The organism is Pseudomonas sp. GM48 (assembly GCF_000282335.1).
GTDB lineage: Bacteria > Pseudomonadota > Gammaproteobacteria > Pseudomonadales > Pseudomonadaceae > Aquipseudomonas.
This window is the reverse complement of record NZ_AKJM01000117.1, coordinates 1-22172: the sequence shown is the minus strand read 5'-3', so window position 1 is coordinate 22172 and position 22172 is coordinate 1. Positions and strand designations below refer to the sequence as shown.

Sequence of the window (22172 nt, the reverse complement as noted above, 5' to 3'; positions counted from 1 at the left end):
GGGCGCCTCCCGTAACGACTGGTTCACCAGATTCGCTACATCTTCAGAGGCGCCCTTGGGCGCGCGCGATTAACAGCAATAGCTTGTAGCTTTATCAGTGCACGTCTTTCCAGTATTCGCGCTTGAGCAGGTAAGCGAAGACGAAGAAGAACGCCAGGTACAACAATACGTAAGTACCAATGCGCTGATGTTGCAGCTTAACCGGGTTAGCCGAGTAAGCCAGGAAGGTTACCAGATTCTTGACCTTCTCATCGAACTGCTCTTCAGTCAGAGCACCGCTTTTCGGCACGATGGTCAGTTGATCACACGCTTCATGAGTCAGCTTCGCACCGGTCAACGGATCATATTGCTTCTTGCCGTCTTCGACGATCTGAACCTGCTTGCAACCGACGACCTGGCGACCTTGCAGGCCAGCCAGGACGTTAGGCATACCCACGTTCGGGAAAACCTTGTTGTTCACACCCCATGGGCGCGAAGGATCTTCGTAGAACGATCTCAGGTACCCATAGAGCCAGTCAGTGCCGCGAACACGGGCAACCAGGGTCAGATCCGGTGGCGCCGCACCGAACCAGGCCTTGGCGTCCGCAGGCTGCATGCCGATGCTCATGTGGTCGCCGATCTTGGCACCCGTGAACACCAGTTTTTCCAGCATCAACTCATGGGGAATGCCCAGGTCGTCGGCAACACGCTCATAGCGCTGGAACTTGGCACTGTGGCAACCCATGCAGTAGTTGGCGAACGTACGTGCGCCGTCCTGCATGGCTGCCTTATCGGAAACGTCAATGTCGACTTTTTCCAGCTCGGGACCACCGTGTTCAGCTGCGAAAGCGAACACTGGCAGCGCGGCAAGCATCAATACAGCAAATAGTTTTTTCATCAGCCAGTCACCCTTTCCGGAACCGGTTTGGTCTTCTCGAGCCTGGTGTAGAACGGCATCAGAATGAAGTAGGCGAAGTACAGGAAGGTACATACCTGCGACACCAACGTACGCTCAGGGGTTGGGGCCAATACGCCCAGCACACCCAGGATCACGAACGCGATGCAGAACACCCAGAGCCAGATCTTGCTCAGCCAGCCTTTGTAGCGCATCGACTTGACCGGGCTACGGTCCAGCCATGGCAGGACGAACAGCACAGCAATGGCCGCACCCATGGCGATCACACCGAAGAGCTTGTCCGGAATCGCGCGCAAGATGGCGTAGAACGGGGTGAAGTACCAGACTGGAGCAATGTGCTCCGGAGTCTTGAAGGCGTTCGCCACTTCAAAGTTCGGCTTTTCGAGGAAGTAACCGCCCATTTCCGGGAAGAAGAACACGATCGAGCAGAAGATGAACAGGAACACCACCACGCCGACGATATCCTTCACGGTGTAGTACGGGTGGAAGGCAATGCCGTCCAGCGGTATGCCGTTTTCGTCCTTGTGTTTCTTGATGTCCACGCCGTCCGGGTTGTTCGAACCGACTTCGTGCAACGCCAGGATGTGCAGCACCACCAGACCAAGGATAACGATCGGCAGGGCAACCACGTGCAGGGCGAAGAAGCGGTTCAGGGTAATACCGGAAATCAGGTAGTCACCACGAATCCATTGGGTCAGGTCGTTGCCGATGACCGGGATCGCACCAAACAGCGAGATGATTACCTGGGCACCCCAGTAGGACATCTGGCCCCACGGCAGCAGGTAACCCATGAAGGCTTCGGCCATCAGCGCCAGGTAGATCAACATGCCGAAGACCCACACCAGCTCACGCGGTTTCTGGTACGAACCGTAGAGCAGGCCACGGAACATGTGCAGATAGACCACGATGAAGAATGCGGAAGCGCCGGTGGAGTGCAGCAGACGCAGGATCGAGCCGTACTCGACGTCACGCATGATGTATTCGACGGAAGCGAACGCTTCTTCCGCCGACGGGTTGTAGCTCATGGTCAGCCAGACACCGGTAACGATCTGGTTGACCAGAACGAGCAGTGCGAGGGAGCCAAAAAAGTAGAAGAAGTTGAAGTTTTTCGGAGCGTAATACTTGCTGAGATGGTCTTCCCACATCTTGGTGGCGGGAAAGCGCGCGTCAACCCAATCCATGAACTTGCTCATCACGCTTTCTCCGTATCGACGCCAATGACAATGATGTCGTCGGTCTCATAGGAATGCGGGGGAACTGGCAGGTTCAAAGGCGCAGGTTGCGACTTGTAGACGCGGCCAGCCAGATCGTAGTGGGAACCGTGGCAAGGGCAGAAATAACCGCCTACCCAGTCTTTACCCAGATCCGCAGGTGCCACTTCGGGACGGAACGTCGGCGAACAACCCAGGTGCGTGCAGATACCGATCAGCAGCAGAACCTCAGGCTTGATCGAACGGGTTTGCGGATCAACGTAAGTCGGTTGTGTCGAGTTCTTGGAGGTCGGGTCAACGAGCTGGCCCTCGATCTTCTTCAGATTCCCCAGGATTTCCTGTGTACGGCGGACGATGAACACCGGCTGGCCGCGCCACTCAGCAATCATCTGCTGGCCTGGCTCGATTTTGCTGACATTCACTTTCACCGGTGCACCTGCGGCTTTCGCCTTGGCACTGGGAAACCATGACCCCACGAACGGGACCGCAGCCCCCACCGCTCCTGCAGCACCCACCACGGATGTGGCTGCTACCAAGAAGCGACGCCGGCCTGCATTCACGCCGTCATTGCTCATTCAGTCCTCTCCCATCAGCTTTGTGGCCTGTTAAATCAGGCATCTACTAAGTAAATCTATGTACTTATAAAAATTTTGCCGAATGGTAATGAAAAGCCCCAATTCTGACAAGGTAATTACCGGAACCCATCACCCCCAAGCCTTGTAGTATAGGGCGTCTACGGATGTGGCAAGTTGTCACAGCGCAATTCTTTGATAAATCGCAGGCACAAAAAAACGCCCAGCTCCGTGAGGAAACTGGGCGTTCTTTTTTGAACGTGAAAGCGAATTAACGCTTCGAGTACTGCGGACGCTTACGCGCTTTACGCAGACCGACTTTCTTACGTTCAACTTCACGAGCATCGCGGGTTACGAAGCCGGCTTTACGCAGGGCGCTGCGCAGAGTCTCGTCGTAGTCCATCAGAGCGCGAGTGATGCCGTGGCGGATTGCGCCAGCCTGACCACTTACACCACCGCCGATCACGGTGACGTAGATGTCGAACTTCTCGACAGTCTCAGTCAATTCCAGCGGCTGACGAACTACCATGCGGGCAGTTTCGCGGCCGAAGAAATTATCCAGCGAACGGTTGTTGATGGAGATGTTACCAGTACCCGGACGCAGGAAAACGCGTGCGGTTGCGGTCTTGCGACGGCCAGTGCCGTAATTTTGAGTCGCCGACATAATGAACTATTCCGTTAAATCTTCAGTTCTTGGGGCTGCTGAGCAGTATGAGGGTGTGCAGCGCCCGCATAGACTTTCAGCTTACGGTACATGTCGCGACCCAGCGGGTTCTTAGGCAGCATGCCTTTGACCGCGGTCTCGATCACGCGCTCAGGGGCCTTGGCGATCAGCTTTTCAAAGTTGATCGACTTGATGCCGCCCGGGAAACCGGAGTGGGAGTAGTACATTTTGTCAGTGGTTTTAGCACCGGTAACACGGATCTGCTCAGCGTTGATTACGACGATGTAGTCGCCGGTGTCAACGTGAGGAGTGTACTCAGGCTTGTGCTTGCCACGCAGACGGCTCGCGATTTCGGTGGCCAGACGACCCAGGGTCTGACCAGCAGCGTCGACGACAAACCAGTCGCGCTTTACTGTTTCCGGTTTAGCAGTAAAAGTTTTCATTCTTTATAGCCTCAGGGGCCGCCCTGTAAATTAGACGGCGGATCTTACTGAATAGTGCGTACTTTGACAAGTCAAAGGCAGCCGGATACAGACGCTTTCGGGGGCTCGGGTCGGCGCGTCCGTTCAACGGCAAGATTCTTCGGCGGCGGCGCATCACTTCCACTGCAGAAAGAGGTGCGCAATTATGCAGATTGCGAAAAATAATTCAACCTGCTTTTATGATTGTTTTGCCCAAGGAGCACCCGATGGACTATCGCCAGCTAGGCCGAACGAATCTGAACGTGAGTGCCCTCTGCCTCGGAACCATGACCTGGGGCGAGCAAAACAGCGAGGCAGACGCCTTCGCCCAGATTGAACGGGCCAAGAGTGCCGGGATCAACTTCATCGACACCGCCGAGATGTACCCGGTGCCGCCCAAGGCCGAAACCTACGCCACCACCGAACGCTACATCGGCAATTACTTCAAAAGCCGTGGCGACCGCTCCGACTGGATCCTGGCCAGCAAGATCGCCGGCCCCGGCAACACCATCGACTACATCCGCGACAAGAACCTTCGGCACAATCGTCAGCACATCACCGAAGCCGTGGACGCCAGCCTCAAGCGCCTGCAGACCGATTACATCGACCTGTACCAATTGCACTGGCCGGAGCGCAGCACCAACTTCTTCGGCCAGCTCGGCTACAAGCACAAGATCGAGGCCAACCTGACCCCGCTGGAGGACACCCTCGAAGCGCTGGACGAGCAGGTCCGCGCCGGCAAGATCCGCCACATCGGCCTGTCCAACGAGACGCCGTGGGGCACCATGCGCTTCCTGGCCCTGGCCGAAGCCCGTGGCTGGCCGCGCGCCGTTTCGATCCAGAACCCGTACAACCTGCTCAACCGCAGCTTCGAAGTCGGCCTGGCGGAAATCGCCATCCGCGAGCAATGCGGCCTGCTCGCCTACTCGCCGCTGGCGTTCGGTTTCCTGTCAGGCAAGTACGAAGGTGGCGCCCGCCCGCCAAAAGCTCGCCTGAGCCTCTATAGCCGCTTCAGCCGCTATTTCAACGCGCAATCGGAAGCCGCCTGCAGCCGTTATGTGGCCCTGGCTCGCGAGCACGGCCTGGACCCGGCGCAAATGGCCCTGGCGTTCGTGACGCAGCAGCCGTTCGTGACCAGCAACATCATTGGCGCGACCACGATGGAGCAACTGGAGAGCAATATCGCCAGTTTCGACTTGAAGTTGTCGGAGGAAGTGCTGGAAGGGATCGAGGCGATTCACAAGGATCATCCGAACCCTGCGCCATAACCCCCACTTGTAGGAGCGAGCTTGCTCGCGAAAAACCTGAGCACACCGTTGGGTGTCAGGTTTTCAACGTTATCGTTGACGACCATCGCGAGCAAGCTCGCTCCTACAATGATCTGGCAATGATCTCCTTCATGATCTCGTTCGTCCCGGCATAGATCCGCTGCACCCGCGCATCCGCCCACGCCCGGGCAATCGGGTACTCCCACATGAACCCGTAGCCACCGTGCAATTGCACGCATTCATCGAGCACCTTGCATTGCAGGTCAGTGCCCCAGTACTTGGCCATTGCCGCCGTCGGCACGTCGAGCTTGCCTTGCAGGTGCAATTCCAGGCAGCGGTCGACGAAGACGCGGCCGATCTGGATTTCCGTGGCCATCTCCGCCAGTTTGAACCGGGTATTCTGGAAGTCCGCGATCGACTTGCCGAACGCCTTGCGCTCGCGGGTGTAGTCCAGCGTCCATTGCAGCGCCGCTTCGGCTGAAGCCAGGCCGCCAACGGCCACGGTGAGGCGCTCCTGGGGCAATTCCTGCATCAGGTAGGCAAACCCCATCCCGGCCTGGCCCAGCAGGTTTTCCTTGGGCACACGCACGTCCTGGAAGAACAGCTCCGACGTGTCCTGAGCCTTCATCCCGACTTTCTCCAGACGCTTGCCCTTGTCGAAACCTGGCGTATTGGCTTCCACCAGAAACAGACTGGTGCCCTTCGCGCCGGCCTTCGGATCGGTCTTGGCGACGACGATCACCAGGTCGGCCAGGTAACCGTTGGTGATGAAGGTCTTGGAGCCGTTGATCACGTACTCGTCACCCTCGAGCACTGCCGTGGTTTTCACCCCTTGCAGATCGGAACCGGCGCCCGGTTCAGTCATGGCGATCGCGGTAACCATCTCGCCGGACACCAGTTTCGGCAGGTACTTGCGCTTCAGCGCTTCACTGCCGTAATGCAGGATGTACGGCGCGACGATGTCCGAATGCAGGGAAAAACCGATGCCGGTCAGGCCAAGTCGCCCCACTTCCTCGATCACCACCGCGCTGTAGAGAAAGTCCGCCCCCAGGCCACCGTACTCTTCCGGCAGGTGCGAGCAGAGCATCCCCGCCTCCCCTGCCTTGTTCCAGAGCTTGCGGTCGATATAGCCTTGTTTTTCCCATTGCCCATGGAACGGCACCGCCTCCTTTTCGAGGAACGTTCGCACGCTGTCGCGGAAAAGCTCGTGCTCGGAACTGAACAGGGTTCTGGGGATCATGCGGCACCTTTTCTTTGTTTTTAGAAGGAGTTGACCTTCAGAGACTATGCCTCGCTTCCGATACAGGACACTGGACACATCCGACAAAAAATAAGACGATCCAGCCGTCTGGTGACCACTTCCCCCTATAAAAATAAAGTTGAATTATGTCTAACCAAGCCTCCACGCCCCTGCGGCGCGTCAGCATCCTGGCCATTGACCGGGTTTTTGCTTCCACTCTTCTGCAAGCCAAGGATTTCTTCCATCTCGCCAGCCTGCGCTACGGCAAACAGCTGGGCCAAGGCCTGACACCGGCGTTCGAAACACGCCTGGTCAGCCCCGATGGCAAACCGGTCAGCACCTTCAGCGATGTGTTGATTCCGGTAGATGGCGGACTGGAAAACGCCGACATCATCGTTCTTCCTGCGTTCTGGGACGATTTCGACAGCCTGTGCAAACGTTACCCGCAAGTCCTGCCCTGGCTGCGCCAGCAACATGCACGCGGTGCCGTCCTGTGCGGCGAGGCGACCGGGGTTTTCTGGCTGGCCGAAGCCGGGCTGCTCAATGGCAAGGAGGCGACCACCTACTGGCGCTTCTTCAATGCCTTCGCCGAACGCTTCCCCCAGGTTCAACTCAATCAGGACAAGCACCTGACCGACGCCGATAACCTGTACTGCGCCGGCGGTACCACGTCGGCGTGCGACCTGTACATTTACCTGATCGAGCGTTTCTGTGGCGCCAATGTGTCCCAGGCCGTAGCGCGGGACATTCTGTATGAGGTACAGCGCAGTTACTCGCCAGGACGCATCGGTTTTGGCGGGCAGAAGCTGCACCAGGATGTGATCATCCTGCAGATCCAGCACTGGCTCGAAGAACACTTCGCCGACAAGTTCCGTTTCGAAGACGTCGCCCGCGAACACGGCATGAGCATCCGCAACTTCATGCGCCGCTTCCAGACCGCCACCGGGGACAAACCGCTGCATTACCTGCAACGCCTGCGCATCGAAACCGCCAAGGGCTTGCTATCCGGCAGCCGCAAGAGCATCAAGACCATCAGTTACGAAGTCGGTTATGACGATGCGAGCTTCTTTGCGCGGCTGTTCCGCCAGCACACAGAGCTGTCGCCGAACCAGTATCGGCAGCAATTTCAGCAAGCGGCCTGAGGCCAGGGAAAGCATTGAGAAAGGCCTGCATCGCAGGCCTTTTTTTGTAGTTTTTTCCTACGAAAAAAGCGGAACGAAGAGCGCCAACGAACCCGATTGAGCTCATGTACGTGAAGTCTTCAACGCTTCAATCTCTCTCCCTGCATTCACCATCAGTGCTGACAGGGAAGATCAACAGTGACTATTGGATCAAGCGACAATTACCCTTCATCCGTTGCCGAAGACGCTGCCACAACAACGCCCACGGCTGATAACCCATGGGCCGCGCGCTTTCCCAATCCACCTGACTTGTGCTTCGACTATCGGGCGCTGGTTGAACAGGAAAACGGCATCGCCCGGGCAAACGAGCAACAACACCGGATTTGCATCATCGGCGCAGGCGTCACCGGACTGACGGCCGCCAGAGAACTCTATCGTTGTGGCTTTACCCAAATCACCCTCATCGAACAATCCAGGCGCATCGGCGGCAGGCACCTGACCGTCCTCGGCAGCCAGCACCCGGCGCAAACTCATACGCCATTTGAAATGGGCGCCATGCGCATGCCTTTTTTCAACCGGGCAGGCGAATCACCGACAGAGGGCAGATCGCTGATGGCCTATTACGCCAAGGCGTTCGACCTGGCGTTTTCAGACTTTGCCAACCCCGGAAGCCAGTGGGTCAGCTCTACCGGGATCTATCTTCGCGAGGGCAGCATGGGCGGCGGAACCATTGCGCAGATGCTGGTATGGAAAAACCAGGATGGCCGGACTCCACCACCCGGAGAAGAGCTGCAAAAGGTCTATGCCAAGTGGAAATCTTTTGCCGATCGCATGACCCGGCATGTCGCGGCGGTGTACGCCAGCGACAAATGGGAAGCCATGTGGGCGGCGATCGTCGGCAAATACGAGAGCGTGTCCTTCCGTAATCTGGTCAGCATGCCGGCCCTGCAAGCCTGGGATGAACGGTCGCCCGGAGACTTTGGCGGGCTGGGAATGTCTGCGCAGGAGTCGGCCATTTTCTATGCCATCGGCATCGGTGACGGCAGTTGGGGGGCCTTTTACGATGTTTGTGCCCTCTACCCCCTGCGCACGGCCATTTTCGATTTCAGCAGTCATCTGCAACTGATCCATGGACGGGTGGATACACAGGGTAATCCGCTGGCCTCGCCCTGCCTGCACAGCGAAGCCGTGCATGACTCGGCGGGCCTTGGCTTCGACAGGCCGCGCTACATCGGGCTCGCCTCACTGAGCGAGTGCCTGTTCTTCATGGCCATCGAGGAGACCGGAAAATCCGTCTATGAACACAGCCGTGAACGAAGCAACGGCTTTCTCACAGACTCATCCGTTACCCGCCTGAGAAAACTGGCCAACCGCAAAACACGCGTTTACTTCAACTGGAAACACAGCCAACCCACGCACACCCAGGAACACTTCGATGACTTCGACTCCGTCATCATGACCCTGCCGTCCTGGCTGATTGAAACCCGAATCAAACTTGAACATTTCACCCAGCAAATGCTGCCTTACGAGACGATCAATGCCTATAAAACGGCGCACTGGGAAACCAGTTGCAAAGTTTACGCGCCATTGAAAAAGTCATTCCTGTCGAGCCCCGGCAAAATTCCGCAGGCAATCGTCACCGACAGTTTTATCCATGACGTCTATGCCTACCGCTACAACGATCACTACAGCGATGACTGCATTCTCCTGAGTTACACCTGGGAGGATGACGCCACCAAACTCGGTTTGCTGAGTGACAAGGAACTGGTGGCCCAATGTGTCGAAGAGCTGGACCGTATCCTGATGAACTGCGCCAATATTCAGGAGCGAATTTCGCCCTACATTGGCATTGACCAGGCCGTGGTCCAACGCTGGATCACCGATAAAAACGCCCTGGGTTGCGCCAGGCTGTATCGCCCAGGCACCTATTACGACGCCGTCGGCTTGATGAGATACAACAGGGATTTCGCCCACCTGTCAGGTTTGTATTTTTCCGGTGAATCATTTTCAGTCGATGCCGGCTGGACGGAACCCTGCTTTCGCGGGGCCGTCGATGCGGTCATTCACATTTGCAACAAAACCGCCGCGACCTTCAATGGTGGCTTCACCATGAATGACTATCCGCACTACCAGCTCCGCCCCTGACCCCCTTCACTCCAGAGCCATGCACGACGTGTATTGGCTCTTTCCCCGGCGCGCCTGTCGCCCCCGTCAACGCCTTCAATCTTCCATCTTGGGACAAGGACTACAGCCTTATCGGAAGCCGCTGACTTACGCCCAGCGGCTGATTCAACTCTTATAAACACGCAGTTAAACAGCGTGAATAACAATAAAAAGGAGTCATCCGTAATGAGCGAGCCAACAAGTCCTGTTCGTGTAGCCGTCGTGCAATTCGATCCACAAGTCGGCCTGGAGAATCGCGAAGCGAATCTGCGGCGCAGCCTGGAACTGGCGCTGGAAGCGGTCAACGGCGGTGCGAATCTCATCGTCGTGCCTGAGCTTTCCAACTGCGGGTATTTTTTCCGTAACCGGCAGGATGCCTTCGACCATTCGGAGCTGATTCCCGAAGGGCCAAGCGTGCAGAGCTGGTTAGCGTTTGCCGGTAAACACAAGGTTTATCTGGTTGCCGGCCTGGCCGAGCGTGACGGCATGCGCCTGTTCAACACCAGCGTCTTGCTCGGGCCGGACGGTTTTATCGGCAAGTACCGCAAAGCCCATTTGTGGAATCTGGAGAAATTGTGGTTCACACCGGGTGATCTGGGTTTCCCGGTGTTTGATACGCCCATTGGCCGCATCGGGATGCTGATCTGCTGGGACATCTGGTTTCCGGAAGTACCGCGCATCCTCAGCCAGCAAGGCGCGGACATCATTTGCAGCCTGAACAACTGGGTCTGGACGCCACCGCCGCTGTTCGACGATGCCGGCAAGTGCATGGCGTCGTATCTGACGATGACCGCCGCTCACGTCAACAATGTGTTTATCGCGGCGGCGAGCCGGATAGGCGAAGAGCGAGGCGCTCGCTACCTCGGTTGCTCGCTGATTGCCGGCACCAACGGCTGGCCGATTGGCGCGGTAGCCTCAGCGGACAAACAGGAAATCCTGTTTGCCGACATCGACCTGACCAGTTCACGCAGCGCACCCATCTGGAACAGCCTGAACGACCTGCATCGCGATCGTCGAGCCGACCTCTACGGCCAAATGCTCGGCTATACCCAGCACGCATGTCTCCCGCGCTGATCAGGAGACATCACTCATGAAAACCACAACCGACAAAAACCGCCCTATCCACCGAACGCCTTTCGATACGGCGATCATCTTGCTGATGATCGCCACGACGTTGCTGATTATCTGGCTTTCATTCACCAACCGTTCCTTCTGGTCCGCTCATTGGCCAAGCTACAGCGACATGCTGTCGGGCCTGCCCGAGCCGAGCGCCTGGTTGCGCTGGGTGGTGGGAGACATCAGTGAAGTGGCTTTCTACAAACACGAGTTCGCCTCCATCGGGCTGCTGGCGGGGGCCTATCTGGCGTATTGGGCGAATCGCACGAAAAAGCCCTGGCAAGGTTTCGCCATTTCCTATGGCACCGGATTGTGGCCGTGGCTGGTCACCAGTTCCCTGCTCGGTTTGTTGCTCAGCAATTTGCTGTGGGGCTGGACGGTGACAGCCTCGAGCTGGCAACCCACGTTTGCCGCATTTGTCTCGCTGCCAGCGGCGATGGTGCTGATGTTTGGCGGCGGCTGGAAGGTCACGATCAACGGCGCGATCATGGGGGCTGTACTCGTCACGCCCATGTGTTTGCTGATCGTCAACCATGTCTGCAACCCACTGGGCCTGCCGGTGGTGATCGGCAATGTCTCGGGCATGGCGATCGCCAGCGTGTTGGCTTTTCTGCTCTGTCGTTACCTGCCCAGCCTGGTGAAATCCGCCCCCTGCGAAACGCCATCGGACCTTGTACCCGCACCCACCCCCGCCAAAACGCCGGATTACGGCGTGGTCTGGAGCTTGCGCAGGGTCCTGGCCGACTTCTCGGAAGCGCCGTTCTTTGGCAATGAACTGGCAAGCATCGGATTGCTGGCGGGCGCTTGGCTGGCCTACACCTTGAACCCGATGAGCCCGGTTTACGGCTCAGGTCTGCTGCCACAACTGATCGGCGCCCAGGCGCTGACCTCTGCCATCGGCGTGGTGTTCTGGCGCCGGCAATGGATGTTGCGCGGCTGGTACCCGACCTACGTGCCGCTGGTGTCCGTCGTGCCTGCGGCGCTTTTGACTTATGGCGGCAGTTGGCAGGTCATCGTCTCAAGCGCAGTACTGGGGGCCCTGTGCGCGCCACCCCTGGCCTGTGCGATATCCGCCAGATTGCCGACCGACATGCACGGCTACATCGGCAATGTCCTGTCCATGGCTGTCAGCACGGCATTGATCATCCCCCTGATCGGCTTCCTGATCGCGCTTTGAAGCACGCGGCCAACCGGCTGTATCACGACCTCAAAAGCGGATACAGCCACCCCTCATCGCAAGTAAGCGAGGTATGACATGGACCGACCCAAACTGGCCATCGCTGCGCTCGGTGGCACCGTGAGCATACAAGCCAGGAACGCCGGCGAAGGCGTGATTCCAACAGTCCGCGGCGAAGCCCTGCTGGCATCCGTACCGCAATTGACGACGCTGGCCCGGGTGACGGTTGAAACCCTGGGCCTGCTGCCCAGTGCATCATTGAACTTCGGGTGCCTGCTGAGCGTACTTTCCTGGGCGAAATATCAGGTAGAGCAAGGTGCCGTCGGCGTGGTCATCACCCAAGGTACCGACACCCTCGAAGAAGCGGCCGTGTTTTTCGATTATCTATGGGACTGCGATGAACCCCTGGTCCTGACGGGCGCCATGCGTTCGGCCAAACAGGCTGGCGCCGACGGCCCGGCAAATGTGCTGGATGCCTGCCGTGTCGCGCTGGCCGAAAACAGCAGGCGGCGAGGCGTCCAGGTAGTGATGAACGGACAGATTCATCAGGCCAGGTGCGTACGCAAAACCGATTCGCTGGCCCTGCAGGCATTCTCTTCGCCCATCTTCGGCCCCGCTGGCTTGCTGGTGGAAAACCACGTTGGTTATTTGTGTCCGTCGGTGCCGCGCAGCGTTATGCCCTTGCCACAACACACAACGCATAAGGTCGCCCTGCTGGAAGCGTCACTGTCTGCCGATACCCTGTTATTGGAAAACGTCCTCAAACTCGGCTACGACGGGTTGGTGATTGCCGGTTTCGGTGCCGGGCATGTCTCGGAGAGCTGGGCTGCGATGATCGAGGTCATCGCCGGGAAAATCCCTGTGATCATTGCAACCCGCACCGGTTCTGGCTCCACCGCGCAACATTCCTACGGGTTTGCTGGCAGCGAGTTGGACCTGACTCGCAAGGGCGCACTGATGGCAGGCTTTCTCTGCCCGCGCAAAGCCAGGATCCTGCTTTGGCTACTCCTCGGCTGCCAGCGGCAGGATGAATTGGCACGCTATCTCAACGACAACTCTCGCCTTCAACCCTGATGCAAAACCCTGTGGAAGCGGGCTTGCCCGCGATAGCGGATTTTCAGTGAAATTAATATCAACTGACCCGGCGCCTTCGCGAGCAAGCCCGCTCCCACAGGGATTGCGGTGAATTTGAGGTTTCTTCAGCGCAAAAAAAGGGCCTGCATGTGCAGGCCCTTTTCATTTTCCGAATCATCTTACGGCTTGTGCGCCCGGGACAGGAATTCGTGAGATTGCATTTCCAGCAGACGGCTCAAGGTACGCTGGAATTCGAAATTCAAGCGACCACCGGTGTAGAGATCCTTGAGCTCGACTTCGGCAGAAATGATCAGCTTCACGTTACGGTCGTAGAATTCGTCGACCATGTTGATGAAGCGCCGGGCGATGTCGTCGGTGGTGACGCTCATCTGCTCGACATCGCTGAGCAGCACTGCGTGGAAGATCTTGCCCAGTTCGATGTAGTCGTTCTGGCTGCGCGGGCCGTCGCACAGTTCGCGGAAGTTGAACCAGGCCACGTCATCGCAGGTGCGCAGGGCACGAATTTCACGATTTTCGATCATCAGCACGTCATTTTCGACCGCTGCCGTGCATTCCGGCGTCAGCGCACGGAAGCTCTTGCGCAGGCTTTCGTTGGCGGCTTCGTCGAGCGGATAGTGAAACAGCTCGGCTTGTTCGAGGTGACGCAGACGATAGTCGACGCCGCTGTCGACATTGACGATCTCGGTGTTCTGCTTGATCAGCGCAATGGCCGGCAGGAAGCGCGCGCGTTGCAGGCCGTCCTTGTACAGGCCGTCCGGCACGATGTTCGACGTCGCGACCAGGGTCACGCCGTTCTTGAACAGTTCTTCCATCAGGGTGCCGAGGATCATGGCGTCGGTGATGTCGGAGACGAAGAATTCATCGAAGCAGATCACCCGGGCTTCGGTGGCGAAGCGTTTGGCGATGATGGTCAGCGGGTTTTTCTCGCCACCCAGGGTCTTCATCTCTTCGTGCACACGCTTCATGAAGCGGTGGAAGTGAGTGCGGGACTTCTCCTTGAACGGCAGCGCTTCAAAGAAGGTGTCCACCAGGTAAGTCTTGCCGCGACCTACGCCGCCCCAGAAATACAGGCCCTTGACCGGGGTCTGATCCTTCTTGCCAAACAACTTGCCCAGCAGGCCCGGCTTGTTTTGCTCGGCCGCGATCAGGTCGTCGTACAGGCGCTGCAAATGACGCACGGCAGTTTCCTGCGCGGCGTCATGGAAGAATTCCGGGCGTTTCAGATCAGCTTGATATCGTTCTAGGGGCGTCATAATTCGTTAGCAAGGCAACAAAAACGGGCCGACACTGTAGCGACGGCCCGGAGGAATGGCAATCGGCCCATGGTCGGGCCGAACCGTTGTTTATTCCTGAACTGGTGTCAGGGCGATGCGCAAAGCCTCGACGGCAGCATCACGCGCAGCACTGTCGGCAAAGGCCGGGCTGTCGGCAACGCACTCGCCTTCCAGCCAGACACTGAAGTTCAGGTCTTCACTACGCACGTCCAGTGGCTGACCCGATTGCAGTTGCTTGGTCACCTGACCGGCGGTCTTGCCATCGGCGAAGTTGCGCGACAGCAGCAGTTGTTCGCCATCGGCGGCCAGCAGACGGAAGCGGAAACTGCCGTCGTCTTCACGGAAGCTGACAAAACGTGCAGCCTTCACGGCTTTTTTCTTGGTGGTCGCCGCTACTTGAGCCTGGGCAACGAAGGAGCGCAGGCCCACCGCTTCACGCAGTTCGTTGAGGAAAGGTGTCGCTACCGCACGGGCCTTTTTCGCGCCGTGCTGCAGGATGTCTTCCAGATCCGCCGGGCGCTCGATCAGCTGGTTGTAGCGCTCACGGGACTCGCCCAACTCGCTGTCCAGCAGCTGGAACAGTCGATTCTTCGCTTCGCCCCAACCCAGGCCCTGCAACAGTTCGCTGCGGAACTCGTCGGCCTGCGCCGGGGTGGCGAACGCCTGGAACAGGGTGAACAGGTGCGAATTATCCGGATCCTTGGCTTCGCCCGGCGCGCGGGAGTCGGTGACGATCCGCGAAATCGCGTCCTTCATTTCTTTGGCACTGCTGAACAGCGGAATGGTGTTGTCGTAGCTCTTCGACATCTTGCGGCCATCCAGGCCCGGCAATGTGGCGACGCTTTCTTCGATCAACGCCTCGGGCATGGTGAAGAACTCTTTGCCCTGGCCGAACAGGTGGTTGAAGCGCTGGCCGATATCCCGCGCCATTTCCACGTGCTGGATCTGGTCGCGACCGACCGGCACCTTGTGCGCGTTGAACATCAGGATGTCCGCAGCCATCAGCACCGGATAGCTGTACAGGCCCATGGTGATACCGGCGTCCGGGTCTTCACCGGTCTCGACGTTCTTGTCCACCGAAGCCTTGTAGGCGTGGGCGCGATTGAGCAGGCCCTTGGCAGCGACGCAGGTCAGCAGCCAGGTCAGCTCGGGAATTTCCGGGATGTCGGACTGGCGGTAGAACGTCACGCGGTCGACATCCAGGCCACCGGCCAGCCAGGTCGCGGCGATTTCCAGACGCGAGCGCTGGATGCGCAGCGGGTCATCGCATTTGATCAAGGCGTGGTAGTCGGCCAGGAAGTAGAACGAGTCGGCATTGCTGTCGCGGCTGGCGATGATCGCCGGGCGGATGGCGCCGGCGTAGTTGCCCAGGTGCGGCGTGCCGGTGGTGGTGATGCCGGTGAGGATACGGGTACGAGTCGTCATGGGTAATCGCTTGTCAGACTGCAATCAATTCGAGAGACGCGGCAGGATCAGATCCTTGAGATCGGTCAGCTTGCCATGAAAAAAGTGTCCGCATTCTGCCACTTTCAGCAGCTCATGGGGGCGTTCGAGCTTGTCAGACCATTGGTAAACGACTTGTGGATCGATCACTTCGTCGGTTTCCGGCTGAATCAGGGTCAGTTCGCCGTGCCGCGGCAACCGATCCTGATCGCCGAGGCGCATGACCGCTGGCGCGACCATGAACAGGTGCTTGAGCTGTTCGCCCTCGGCCTCAAGGCGTCCGCCGAGACTTGCTGCAACAAATCCACCGAAGGAGAAACCGAACAGGGTCAGCGGCAATTCCGGGTGTTTGGCCCGGAACCACTCGGCCACAGCCTGGGCATCATCGACTTCACCGGTGCCCATGTCGTGGGTGCCTTCGCTGGCGCCGACGCCACGGTAGTTGAAACGCAAGGTAATCAAACCGGCATCTCGCGCGGTGCGCTGCAGGGTCGAAACCACTTTGTTGAGCATGGTGCCGCCCTGCACCGGGTTCGGATGGCAGATCAGCGCCAGGCCACGCGGCTGCTCGTTGTCCAGGTACAGTGCTTCCAGTTGACCCACCGGGCCATCAATCACTACAGGGGTTTCACGCATAAGCAAGGAAGGAACTCCGTGACCTCGGATCGGGTCGACTCGTCTAGCAAATTGTCTGTGGCTGTCTATTGCGAGTGAATCGCGGTATACAGCGCAGGTTCGAGCCGTTAACGTAAAGCAAAGCCGTTTATAGAGGAAGGACTCGTGGAACACTCGCTCTTAGTTTGGTTGTTACCGACTCTTGCCCTGGTTGTGGGTGTCGCCATTGGGTTCCTGATCGCTCGCGTTGCACCGAACGCCGCGCCCAGCCGCACGCAGCGTCAGCTGGACGATATTCAGGAACGTTTCGACAGTTATCAGAACGAGGTGGTGACCCACTTCAACAGCACCGCGACACTGGTCAAGAAACTGACTCAGAGCTATCAGGAAGTGCAGGACCATCTCGCCGAGGGCGCCAACCGCCTGGCCCTGGACGAACAGACTCGCCAACGCCTGTTGGCCTCCCTGCACGCCGATGCGGCACAGGCACCCCGTGAACGCCTGACGCCACCACGCAATCAGGAGCCGCCTCGCGACTACGCACCGAAAGCCCCGAACGCGCCGGGCATGCTCGATGAGCATTACGGCCTGAAAAAGTAATCAGGTTTCGCGCATAGCAAAAAGCCCCTGGACAATCACATGTCCGGGGGCTTTTTTGTTTCTGATTCGATATTACTGTTGCCCACACTGGCCTCTTCGCGAGCAAGCCCGCTCCCACATTGGAGTGGGAGCGGGCTTGCTCGCGAAGGGGCCGGATCTGACAACACAAAAAAACCGCCCGACCTGTTAAGGATCGGGCGGTTTTTTTTTACGCCTGGGGTTCAATCAGACGATCAAGGGTACTGCTGGACCGTACCTTGCTGCTGGGCACCGTACTGCTGGCCCGGAATCGCCTTGAGGTTGACCTCTACACGGCGGTTCTGCGCCCGGCCATTGATGTCGCCGTTGCTGGCAACCGGGCTATCCGGACCGGCGCCGCGAGCACTCAGGTTGGCACCGCTGACACCTTGCGAAGTCAGGTAGGTTGCCACGCTCTGGGCACGACGCTGGGACAGGTCCATGTTGTGCTGGCGGCTGCCGGTGCTGTCGGTATAGCCGACGATCTCGATCTGGTTCTGGTTGAACTCTTTCAGCGAGCCAGCCAGGTTGTTCAGCGGCTGATAGAAACTTGGGGCAATGTTCGCCGAATCGGTAGCGAATGTAATGTTGCCCGGCATGATCAGCTTGATCTGGTCGCCCTGGCGCTGCACTTCAACACCGGTGTTGGCCATGCTGGCGCGCAGCTTTTTCTCTTGTTGATCGGCGTAGTAGCCGTAACCGGCGGCGGAAGCACCGACCACTGCCGCACCGATCAGCGCGCCCTTGCCACGGTTATCGTGGTTGATGGCAGCACCGGCCAGCGCACCGGCCAGAGCGCCGAGGCCACCGTATTTCGCGGTCTTGCTCATGCCTTCGGAGCCGCTATCCGCCTGGCCCTGAGCCTGGCCCTGACCGCCGTAAGGGTTAGGCGATGCACAACCGGACAAAACGGCCACAGCCGTAGCGACAATAATCAAACGACGCGTGGTGAACATGTAAAGCTCCTACTTTTTGCATTCTGTGGTGCAACGGACCAAGGCATCAGCCTTTGCGGGCGTTGGATCATGTTAATCAGTAAAAATTCCAACTGTTACAAATCAGCCCCGAACAAACGGATTTTCGCGCATTTCGTCGCCCAGCCGGGTATCCGGACCATGTCCGGTTACCACGGTCGCGTCTTCGTCGAGGGTGTACAGCCGCTGTTTGATCGAGCGCACGATGGTCGCCTGATCGCCACCCCACAAATCCGTGCGCCCGACGCCGCGACGAAACAGCGTATCACCGGCGATCAGCAGCTTGGCATCTGAAAACCAAAAGCTCATTGAGCCCGGTGTATGGCCCGGCGTGTGCAGCGCCACGCCACAGCCGCAGGCCAGTTCTTCATCATCGGCCAGCCAGCGGTCCGGGGACGGCACCGGGGTATAAGGGACGCCGAACATCTGGCACTGCATTTCCAGGTTGTCCCACAGAAACTGGTCTTCCTTGTGCAAATGCAAGGTCGCGCCGGTTTTCTCCTTGAGTTGACCGGAGGCCAGGAAGTGATCGAGGTGCGCATGGGTGTGAATGATGCTGACCACTTTCAACCCCAAGGCGTCGAGCCGCGCCAGGATCAGCTCATGATTGCCACCCGGATCGACGACGATGGCCTTTTTCGTCACCGGATCGCCGATGATCGTGCAGTTGCACTGCAAAGGGCCGACGGGGAAAGTTTCGCGGATAAGGCTGGGTTGCTGGGACATCGGGGCCTGCTCGATAAACGGGGACGAGCGATTTTCGCACAATTGAGTATCCAGCCAATGGCTGCGATGTGTAACGTGAAAAATACTTAACCCAGTACTCCCAACTCCTTGGCTCGCGCCACGGCCTGCGTGCGTCGCTCGACCCCGAGCTTGCTGTTGATGTGGCTGGCGTGGGTCTTGACCGTGTGCAGGGAGATAAACAGCTGATCGCTGATTTCCTGGTTCGAACAACCTTGGGCGATCAAGCGCAGGACCGCCATTTCCCGCGTGCTGAGCTGTTCCGCGGCCGCGCAGGACTCCAGTCCGGGACGGGCAGCCAATGCAGGCAGTTTTTCACTGAGGCTCAGGGATACGGGGGTTGGCGGACAGAGTTGCAGCTGCCCACGCAGCCAGTCCGGGTGCTCGGCCAGCAAGCCCTCAAAGGGTTGCAGCACCCCTCCGCCGGCGGCGTCCAGCGCCTGGGCCAGTGCCTTGCGTGCTTCCGGCTCGCGCCCGCTGCCAAGCAACAACATCACTTTCTGGGTCAACGCCATGGCGCTGAGCAACTGCCGACCGCTTTGCTGACCATGTTCCAGCAGCACATTCAAACGCCCTTCGGCCAGCATCGGTTGACCCTGGATGACTTCCAGCAAGGCTTGTTGCAATTCGATATGCAACGGCAATTGCGGGTGGAATTCCGGTGGTGCCGCGCCGTTTTCGCCGTTATAGGTCTGCCCCAGACGCGCCAGCCAGGCTTCGGCCAGATCGGTGCGTCCCTGGGCCAGCCAGAGTTCACATTTGACCAGGGTGATCATCGCCAGGTAGTAGATCGGCGGTACGTCCCAGATGTGCATCAGCCGTTCGGCTTCGGCCAGTTCGGCAAAAGCCTTGGCGAACTCGCCGCTGCTGCCTTCCAGCCTGGCAATCACGCAGTGGCCGATGAGCACGCTGATGTCACGACAGGCGCGCGCCTCGCTCAAACCGGCCTGCAATCGCACCCGAGCCGCTTGCGGCTGCATGCGCAGGGCCAGCAAAAAGCCTTCGTACAAGGTCAGCCGGGCGCGAACCGCATACAGCCGTTGCGCAGACAAGCTCTGCAGGCGCTGCAATCCCTGACGGACCTCTTCCAGCGCCCGACAGATTTCCCCGCGTGCTTGCAGAACCCGGGCGCGGTCGTAGTGTGCCAATGCTTCGAACAACGGGTTGCCGACCCGCTGCGCCAGCTCCAGCGACTCGCGGTTCAGCCCCCGTGCCCGCCACAAATCACCGTCGGCAATGGCCAGGTTGGACAAGGTCGAGAGACACATCAGGCGCTGGCCGTAACGCTTGGACGGAAGACTGTCCAACGCTTCGCGGCAGTACCGCTGCGTCAGTTCGCGGTTGCCGCGCCCACGGGCAATGATGCCACTCAACGCCAGCCATTGAGCCAGCATGGACTTCTGTGCGGTGGCCGACGGCGCGGGCAGGAAGCGGCTCAAATGGCTGGCCAGTTCCTCGGCCGCATCCAGTTGACAAGCCATCCCCAACGCCCAGCTATAGAGCACGATCAGCCGAGGCGTGCTGATCAGCAAGCTGTCAGGCAAGTCCATTTTCCAGCGCAGCAACATGCCGACGTTCTGCTCGGCCAGCAGTTGTTCTTCGGAGAGGTTCTGCACCAGGTTCGCCGCGACGTCCAGATGACCGGCGCGCAGGGCCTGCTCCACGGCCTCATCGAGCAGACCCTGGGCATTGAACCAGCGGCAGGCGCGCAGGTGCAGGCTGGCGGCCGGCACCATCGACTGGGAAGTCGGCCGCGTACGCAACAGATCGGAAAACAGGTGGTGGTAACGATACCAATGGCCATGCTCATCCAGCGGCACCAGGAACACCTGGTGGGCAAGCAGGAAGCGCAGGATCTCCCCGCTGTCATGGGCGTCGCGAACGGCATCGCACAGTTCACTGCAAAAACGTTCCTGGGGCGCCGTGTCGTAGAGGAACGACTGGACTTCGGCGGGCAGGCAATCGATGACTTCTTCGAGCAGATAATCGCGGATCAGCCCTTCCCCACCGTGCAACGATTGCGGCAGCGCACCGTCGGTGCCCGCCTCCGAGGCGGCCAGCAGCCAGAAGCGCAACCCTGCAACCCAGCCTTCGCTGCGCTGGATCAGGTTTTCCAGTGCCTCGCCGCGCAAGGAACTGCTGTGCCGGTCGAGCAGGCTCAAGGCCTCGTCGTGGGTCAGGCGTAAATCCTGTTCATGCAACTCAAGCAGTTGCCGCGACAGCCGCAGCCGTGCCAGGTGCCAGTCGGGACGCTGGCGACTGGTGACCATCACCAGCAAACCATCGGGAAGATGATTGAGGAAAAATTGCAGGCAACGGTCCAGCACCGGCCCCTGGGCCAGATGGTAATCATCCAGCACCAGCAGCAATGGCGTCGCCGTGGACAGGTGCCCGGCCAATTCGTCGAGCAGACCGTCCAGCCATTCTTCGAACGCGAACGGCTGATGGCGCTGGCGCATTTTCAATAGACCGAGAGATTGTCTGCCCAAGTGCGGAAAATAGTCCTGAAGGCCTTCCAGCAGGCGCTCGAGAAAACGTCCAGGGTCGCTGTCTCGCGGGCTCAACCCCAGCCAGAGACTTTGCCAGTGCGCCGGCAACCCCTGACAAAACTCCACCGCCAACGAACTCTTGCCGAACCCTGCCGGTGCGCTGACCAGCAATAACCTGCCACCGAGCCCGGCACTCAGGCGCTCGCACAAACGTGGGCGCAGCACATGGCCGTCGGGCAACGGCGGGCGGAAGAAGCGCCCGTCGAGTGTCGCGACAGCAACGTTTGCAGAACCTGGGGGTGTAGACAAATCAGTCATAGCCGGCTCTTGTTTGAATTGCGGGTGGCGGCGTTGCAGATGTCCGCAGCCTAGCCGTAAACGGATAGGGAATGAAGGTTATTGCTACAAATGGCTACAAAAAGACTACAAACAAAAAAAACGCCCCGAACCAGTCGGGGCGTTTTTCAGAGGGTGCGGCCTCTATTCAGTTCACGTCAGCGAACACCATCCTGACGCAAGGCGGCCGGGGTGAAGTCGCTGGTGGTGGCAGTGAAGCCGAAGTCATAGGCCGACTTCTCTTCGTTTTTCATGCCCAGCGCCAGGTAACGACCCGATTGCAGGTCATACAGGGCTTCAAGGGCATACCACGGCACTTGCTTGTCGTAGTAGTTCTCGGCATGGGCCTCGGCGACGCGCCACAGTTGACCGCGACCGTCGTAGTGATCGATGACCGCTGCCTGCCAGGTGTCTTCGTCGATGTAGAAGTCACGCTTGGCGTAGATGTGGCGCTGACCTTCCTTCAGGGTTGCAACCACATGCCACACACGACGCAACTCGTAACGCGCCAGGTCCTGGTTGATATGACCGGCCTTGATGATGTCGTCGTACTTGAGCGTTGGCGAGTCGAGTTTGTAGCTGTCGGAGGCGATGTACATCTCTTTCTTGCCTTCGAGCTTCCAGTCATAACGATCCGGTGCACCGTTGTACATGTCCAGGTTATCGGAGGTACGCAGGCCATCGGCAGGCGTACCC

20 protein-coding genes are annotated in these 22172 nt (G+C 58.8%); 7 read left to right on the top strand and 13 right to left on the bottom strand.

What is annotated here, in order from left to right; all coding sequences use genetic code 11:
• Positions 1 to 94: 94 nt before the first annotated feature.
• The 5 genes from PMI28_RS07600 to rplM all read right to left on the bottom strand — a co-directional run bounded on the left by PMI28_RS07600 (position 95) and on the right by rplM (position 3785).
• Positions 95 to 877: a cytochrome c1 gene (locus tag PMI28_RS07600; protein ID WP_007989862.1), complete on the bottom strand. Its 783-nt coding sequence runs from the start codon at positions 875 to 877 to the stop codon at positions 95 to 97.
• Positions 877 to 2088 (bottom strand): cytochrome b, encoded by a 1212-nt coding sequence (locus PMI28_RS07605; protein WP_007989860.1) that lies wholly within the window; start codon positions 2086 to 2088, stop codon positions 877 to 879. The genes PMI28_RS07600 and PMI28_RS07605 overlap by 1 nt, the downstream gene beginning before the upstream one ends.
• Positions 2088 to 2681: a ubiquinol-cytochrome c reductase iron-sulfur subunit gene (gene petA, locus PMI28_RS07610; RefSeq protein WP_007989858.1), complete on the bottom strand. Its 594-nt coding sequence runs from the start codon at positions 2679 to 2681 to the stop codon at positions 2088 to 2090. The genes PMI28_RS07605 and petA overlap by 1 nt, the downstream gene beginning before the upstream one ends.
• Positions 2682 to 2949: 268 nt before the next feature.
• On the bottom strand, positions 2950 to 3342 hold the full coding sequence (gene rpsI, locus PMI28_RS07615) for a 30S ribosomal protein S9 (RefSeq protein WP_003228056.1): 393 nt from the start codon (positions 3340 to 3342) through the stop codon (positions 2950 to 2952).
• A gap of 14 nt (positions 3343 to 3356) precedes the next feature.
• Positions 3357 to 3785 (bottom strand): 50S ribosomal protein L13, encoded by a 429-nt coding sequence (gene rplM, locus PMI28_RS07620; protein WP_003228062.1) that lies wholly within the window; start codon positions 3783 to 3785, stop codon positions 3357 to 3359.
• Between the two features lie 245 nt (positions 3786 to 4030).
• Here rplM and PMI28_RS07625 point away from each other — a divergent pair, with 245 nt between their 5' ends.
• Positions 4031 to 5071, top strand: a complete 1041-nt coding sequence (locus PMI28_RS07625) for an NADP(H)-dependent aldo-keto reductase (protein WP_007989856.1) — start codon at positions 4031 to 4033, stop codon at positions 5069 to 5071.
• Positions 5072 to 5174: 103 nt separating this feature from the next.
• Here the strand turns inward: PMI28_RS07625 and PMI28_RS07630 are convergent, their stop codons facing one another.
• Positions 5175 to 6311, bottom strand: a complete 1137-nt coding sequence (locus tag PMI28_RS07630) for an acyl-CoA dehydrogenase family protein (protein WP_007989853.1) — start codon at positions 6309 to 6311, stop codon at positions 5175 to 5177.
• A 146-nt stretch (positions 6312 to 6457) separates the two neighbouring features.
• On the opposite strand from PMI28_RS07630, the gene PMI28_RS07635 reads away from it, so the two are divergent.
• The 5 genes from PMI28_RS07635 to PMI28_RS07655 all read left to right on the top strand — a co-directional run bounded on the left by PMI28_RS07635 (position 6458) and on the right by PMI28_RS07655 (position 12962).
• Positions 6458 to 7453, top strand: coding sequence for a GlxA family transcriptional regulator (locus PMI28_RS07635; protein WP_007989851.1), 996 nt, complete (start codon positions 6458 to 6460; stop codon positions 7451 to 7453).
• Positions 7454 to 7630: 177 nt separating this feature from the next.
• Entirely contained in the window at positions 7631 to 9577 is a 1947-nt protein-coding gene (locus PMI28_RS07640; protein ID WP_007989849.1) for a flavin monoamine oxidase family protein, read from the top strand.
• Between the two features lie 204 nt (positions 9578 to 9781).
• On the top strand, positions 9782 to 10669 hold the full coding sequence (locus PMI28_RS07645) for a nitrilase family protein (protein ID WP_007989847.1): 888 nt from the start codon (positions 9782 to 9784) through the stop codon (positions 10667 to 10669).
• Positions 10670 to 10685: 16 nt separating this feature from the next.
• Entirely contained in the window at positions 10686 to 11888 is a 1203-nt protein-coding gene (locus tag PMI28_RS07650) for a hypothetical protein (protein ID WP_007989845.1), read from the top strand.
• Between the two features lie 78 nt (positions 11889 to 11966).
• Positions 11967 to 12962: an asparaginase gene (locus PMI28_RS07655; protein ID WP_007989842.1), complete on the top strand. Its 996-nt coding sequence runs from the start codon at positions 11967 to 11969 to the stop codon at positions 12960 to 12962.
• Between the two features lie 179 nt (positions 12963 to 13141).
• Here the strand turns inward: PMI28_RS07655 and zapE are convergent, their stop codons facing one another.
• From zapE to PMI28_RS07670, 3 genes are all read right to left on the bottom strand, one after another.
• On the bottom strand, positions 13142 to 14236 hold the full coding sequence (gene zapE / locus PMI28_RS07660; protein ID WP_033063537.1) for a cell division protein ZapE: 1095 nt from the start codon (positions 14234 to 14236) through the stop codon (positions 13142 to 13144).
• A 90-nt stretch (positions 14237 to 14326) separates the two neighbouring features.
• Positions 14327 to 15682: a tryptophan--tRNA ligase gene (locus PMI28_RS07665; RefSeq protein WP_007989838.1), complete on the bottom strand. Its 1356-nt coding sequence runs from the start codon at positions 15680 to 15682 to the stop codon at positions 14327 to 14329.
• A 24-nt stretch (positions 15683 to 15706) separates the two neighbouring features.
• Complete coding sequence (locus PMI28_RS07670; RefSeq protein ID WP_033063536.1) at positions 15707 to 16336, bottom strand: alpha/beta hydrolase; 630 nt, start codon at positions 16334 to 16336, stop codon at positions 15707 to 15709.
• 144 nt (positions 16337 to 16480) lie between these two features.
• On the opposite strand from PMI28_RS07670, the gene PMI28_RS07675 reads away from it, so the two are divergent.
• Complete coding sequence (locus tag PMI28_RS07675; protein WP_007989833.1) at positions 16481 to 16915, top strand: YhcB family protein; 435 nt, start codon at positions 16481 to 16483, stop codon at positions 16913 to 16915.
• Positions 16916 to 17148: 233 nt separating this feature from the next.
• Here the strand turns inward: PMI28_RS07675 and PMI28_RS07680 are convergent, their stop codons facing one another.
• The 4 genes from PMI28_RS07680 to PMI28_RS07695 all read right to left on the bottom strand — a co-directional run.
• Positions 17149 to 17889: an OmpA family lipoprotein gene (locus PMI28_RS07680; RefSeq protein ID WP_007989831.1), complete on the bottom strand. Its 741-nt coding sequence runs from the start codon at positions 17887 to 17889 to the stop codon at positions 17149 to 17151.
• Between the two features lie 102 nt (positions 17890 to 17991).
• The gene (locus PMI28_RS07685) at positions 17992 to 18633 is read right to left on the bottom strand and encodes an MBL fold metallo-hydrolase (RefSeq protein ID WP_007989829.1); all 642 of its coding nucleotides are present in this window, start codon (positions 18631 to 18633) and stop codon (positions 17992 to 17994) included.
• 86 nt (positions 18634 to 18719) lie between these two features.
• Positions 18720 to 21458: a LuxR C-terminal-related transcriptional regulator gene (locus PMI28_RS07690; RefSeq protein WP_007989828.1), complete on the bottom strand. Its 2739-nt coding sequence runs from the start codon at positions 21456 to 21458 to the stop codon at positions 18720 to 18722.
• 176 nt (positions 21459 to 21634) lie between these two features.
• A partial coding sequence (locus PMI28_RS07695) for a DUF1329 domain-containing protein (RefSeq protein WP_007989826.1) occupies positions 21635 to 22172 on the bottom strand: 538 nt, incomplete at its 5' end.

What these genes read in the sequence shown, in the direction of transcription:
- PMI28_RS07645 (WP_007989847.1), top strand. Translation starts at nt 9,782, where the DNA reads ATGAGCGAGCCAACAAGTCCTGTTCGTGTAGCCGTCGTGCAATTCGAT.
- PMI28_RS07680 (WP_007989831.1), bottom strand. Translation starts at nt 17,889, where the DNA reads ATGTTCACCACGCGTCGTTTGATTATTGTCGCTACGGCTGTGGCCGTT.
- PMI28_RS07625 (WP_007989856.1), top strand. Translation starts at nt 4,031, where the DNA reads ATGGACTATCGCCAGCTAGGCCGAACGAATCTGAACGTGAGTGCCCTC.
- PMI28_RS07665 (WP_007989838.1), bottom strand. Translation starts at nt 15,682, where the DNA reads ATGACGACTCGTACCCGTATCCTCACCGGCATCACCACCACCGGCACG.
- rplM (WP_003228062.1), bottom strand. Translation starts at nt 3,785, where the DNA reads ATGAAAACTTTTACTGCTAAACCGGAAACAGTAAAGCGCGACTGGTTT.
- PMI28_RS07670 (WP_033063536.1), bottom strand. Translation starts at nt 16,336, where the DNA reads ATGCGTGAAACCCCTGTAGTGATTGATGGCCCGGTGGGTCAACTGGAA.
- PMI28_RS07630 (WP_007989853.1), bottom strand. Translation starts at nt 6,311, where the DNA reads ATGATCCCCAGAACCCTGTTCAGTTCCGAGCACGAGCTTTTCCGCGAC.
- PMI28_RS07690 (WP_007989828.1), bottom strand. Translation starts at nt 21,458, where the DNA reads ATGACTGATTTGTCTACACCCCCAGGTTCTGCAAACGTTGCTGTCGCG.
- PMI28_RS07635 (WP_007989851.1), top strand. Translation starts at nt 6,458, where the DNA reads ATGTCTAACCAAGCCTCCACGCCCCTGCGGCGCGTCAGCATCCTGGCC.
- PMI28_RS07685 (WP_007989829.1), bottom strand. Translation starts at nt 18,633, where the DNA reads ATGTCCCAGCAACCCAGCCTTATCCGCGAAACTTTCCCCGTCGGCCCT.
- PMI28_RS07655 (WP_007989842.1), top strand. Translation starts at nt 11,967, where the DNA reads ATGGACCGACCCAAACTGGCCATCGCTGCGCTCGGTGGCACCGTGAGC.
- PMI28_RS07605 (WP_007989860.1), bottom strand. Translation starts at nt 2,088, where the DNA reads ATGAGCAAGTTCATGGATTGGGTTGACGCGCGCTTTCCCGCCACCAAG.
- zapE (WP_033063537.1), bottom strand. Translation starts at nt 14,236, where the DNA reads ATGACGCCCCTAGAACGATATCAAGCTGATCTGAAACGCCCGGAATTC.
- rpsI (WP_003228056.1), bottom strand. Translation starts at nt 3,342, where the DNA reads ATGTCGGCGACTCAAAATTACGGCACTGGCCGTCGCAAGACCGCAACC.
- PMI28_RS07600 (WP_007989862.1), bottom strand. Translation starts at nt 877, where the DNA reads ATGAAAAAACTATTTGCTGTATTGATGCTTGCCGCGCTGCCAGTGTTC.
- PMI28_RS07650 (WP_007989845.1), top strand. Translation starts at nt 10,686, where the DNA reads ATGAAAACCACAACCGACAAAAACCGCCCTATCCACCGAACGCCTTTC.
- petA (WP_007989858.1), bottom strand. Translation starts at nt 2,681, where the DNA reads ATGAGCAATGACGGCGTGAATGCAGGCCGGCGTCGCTTCTTGGTAGCA.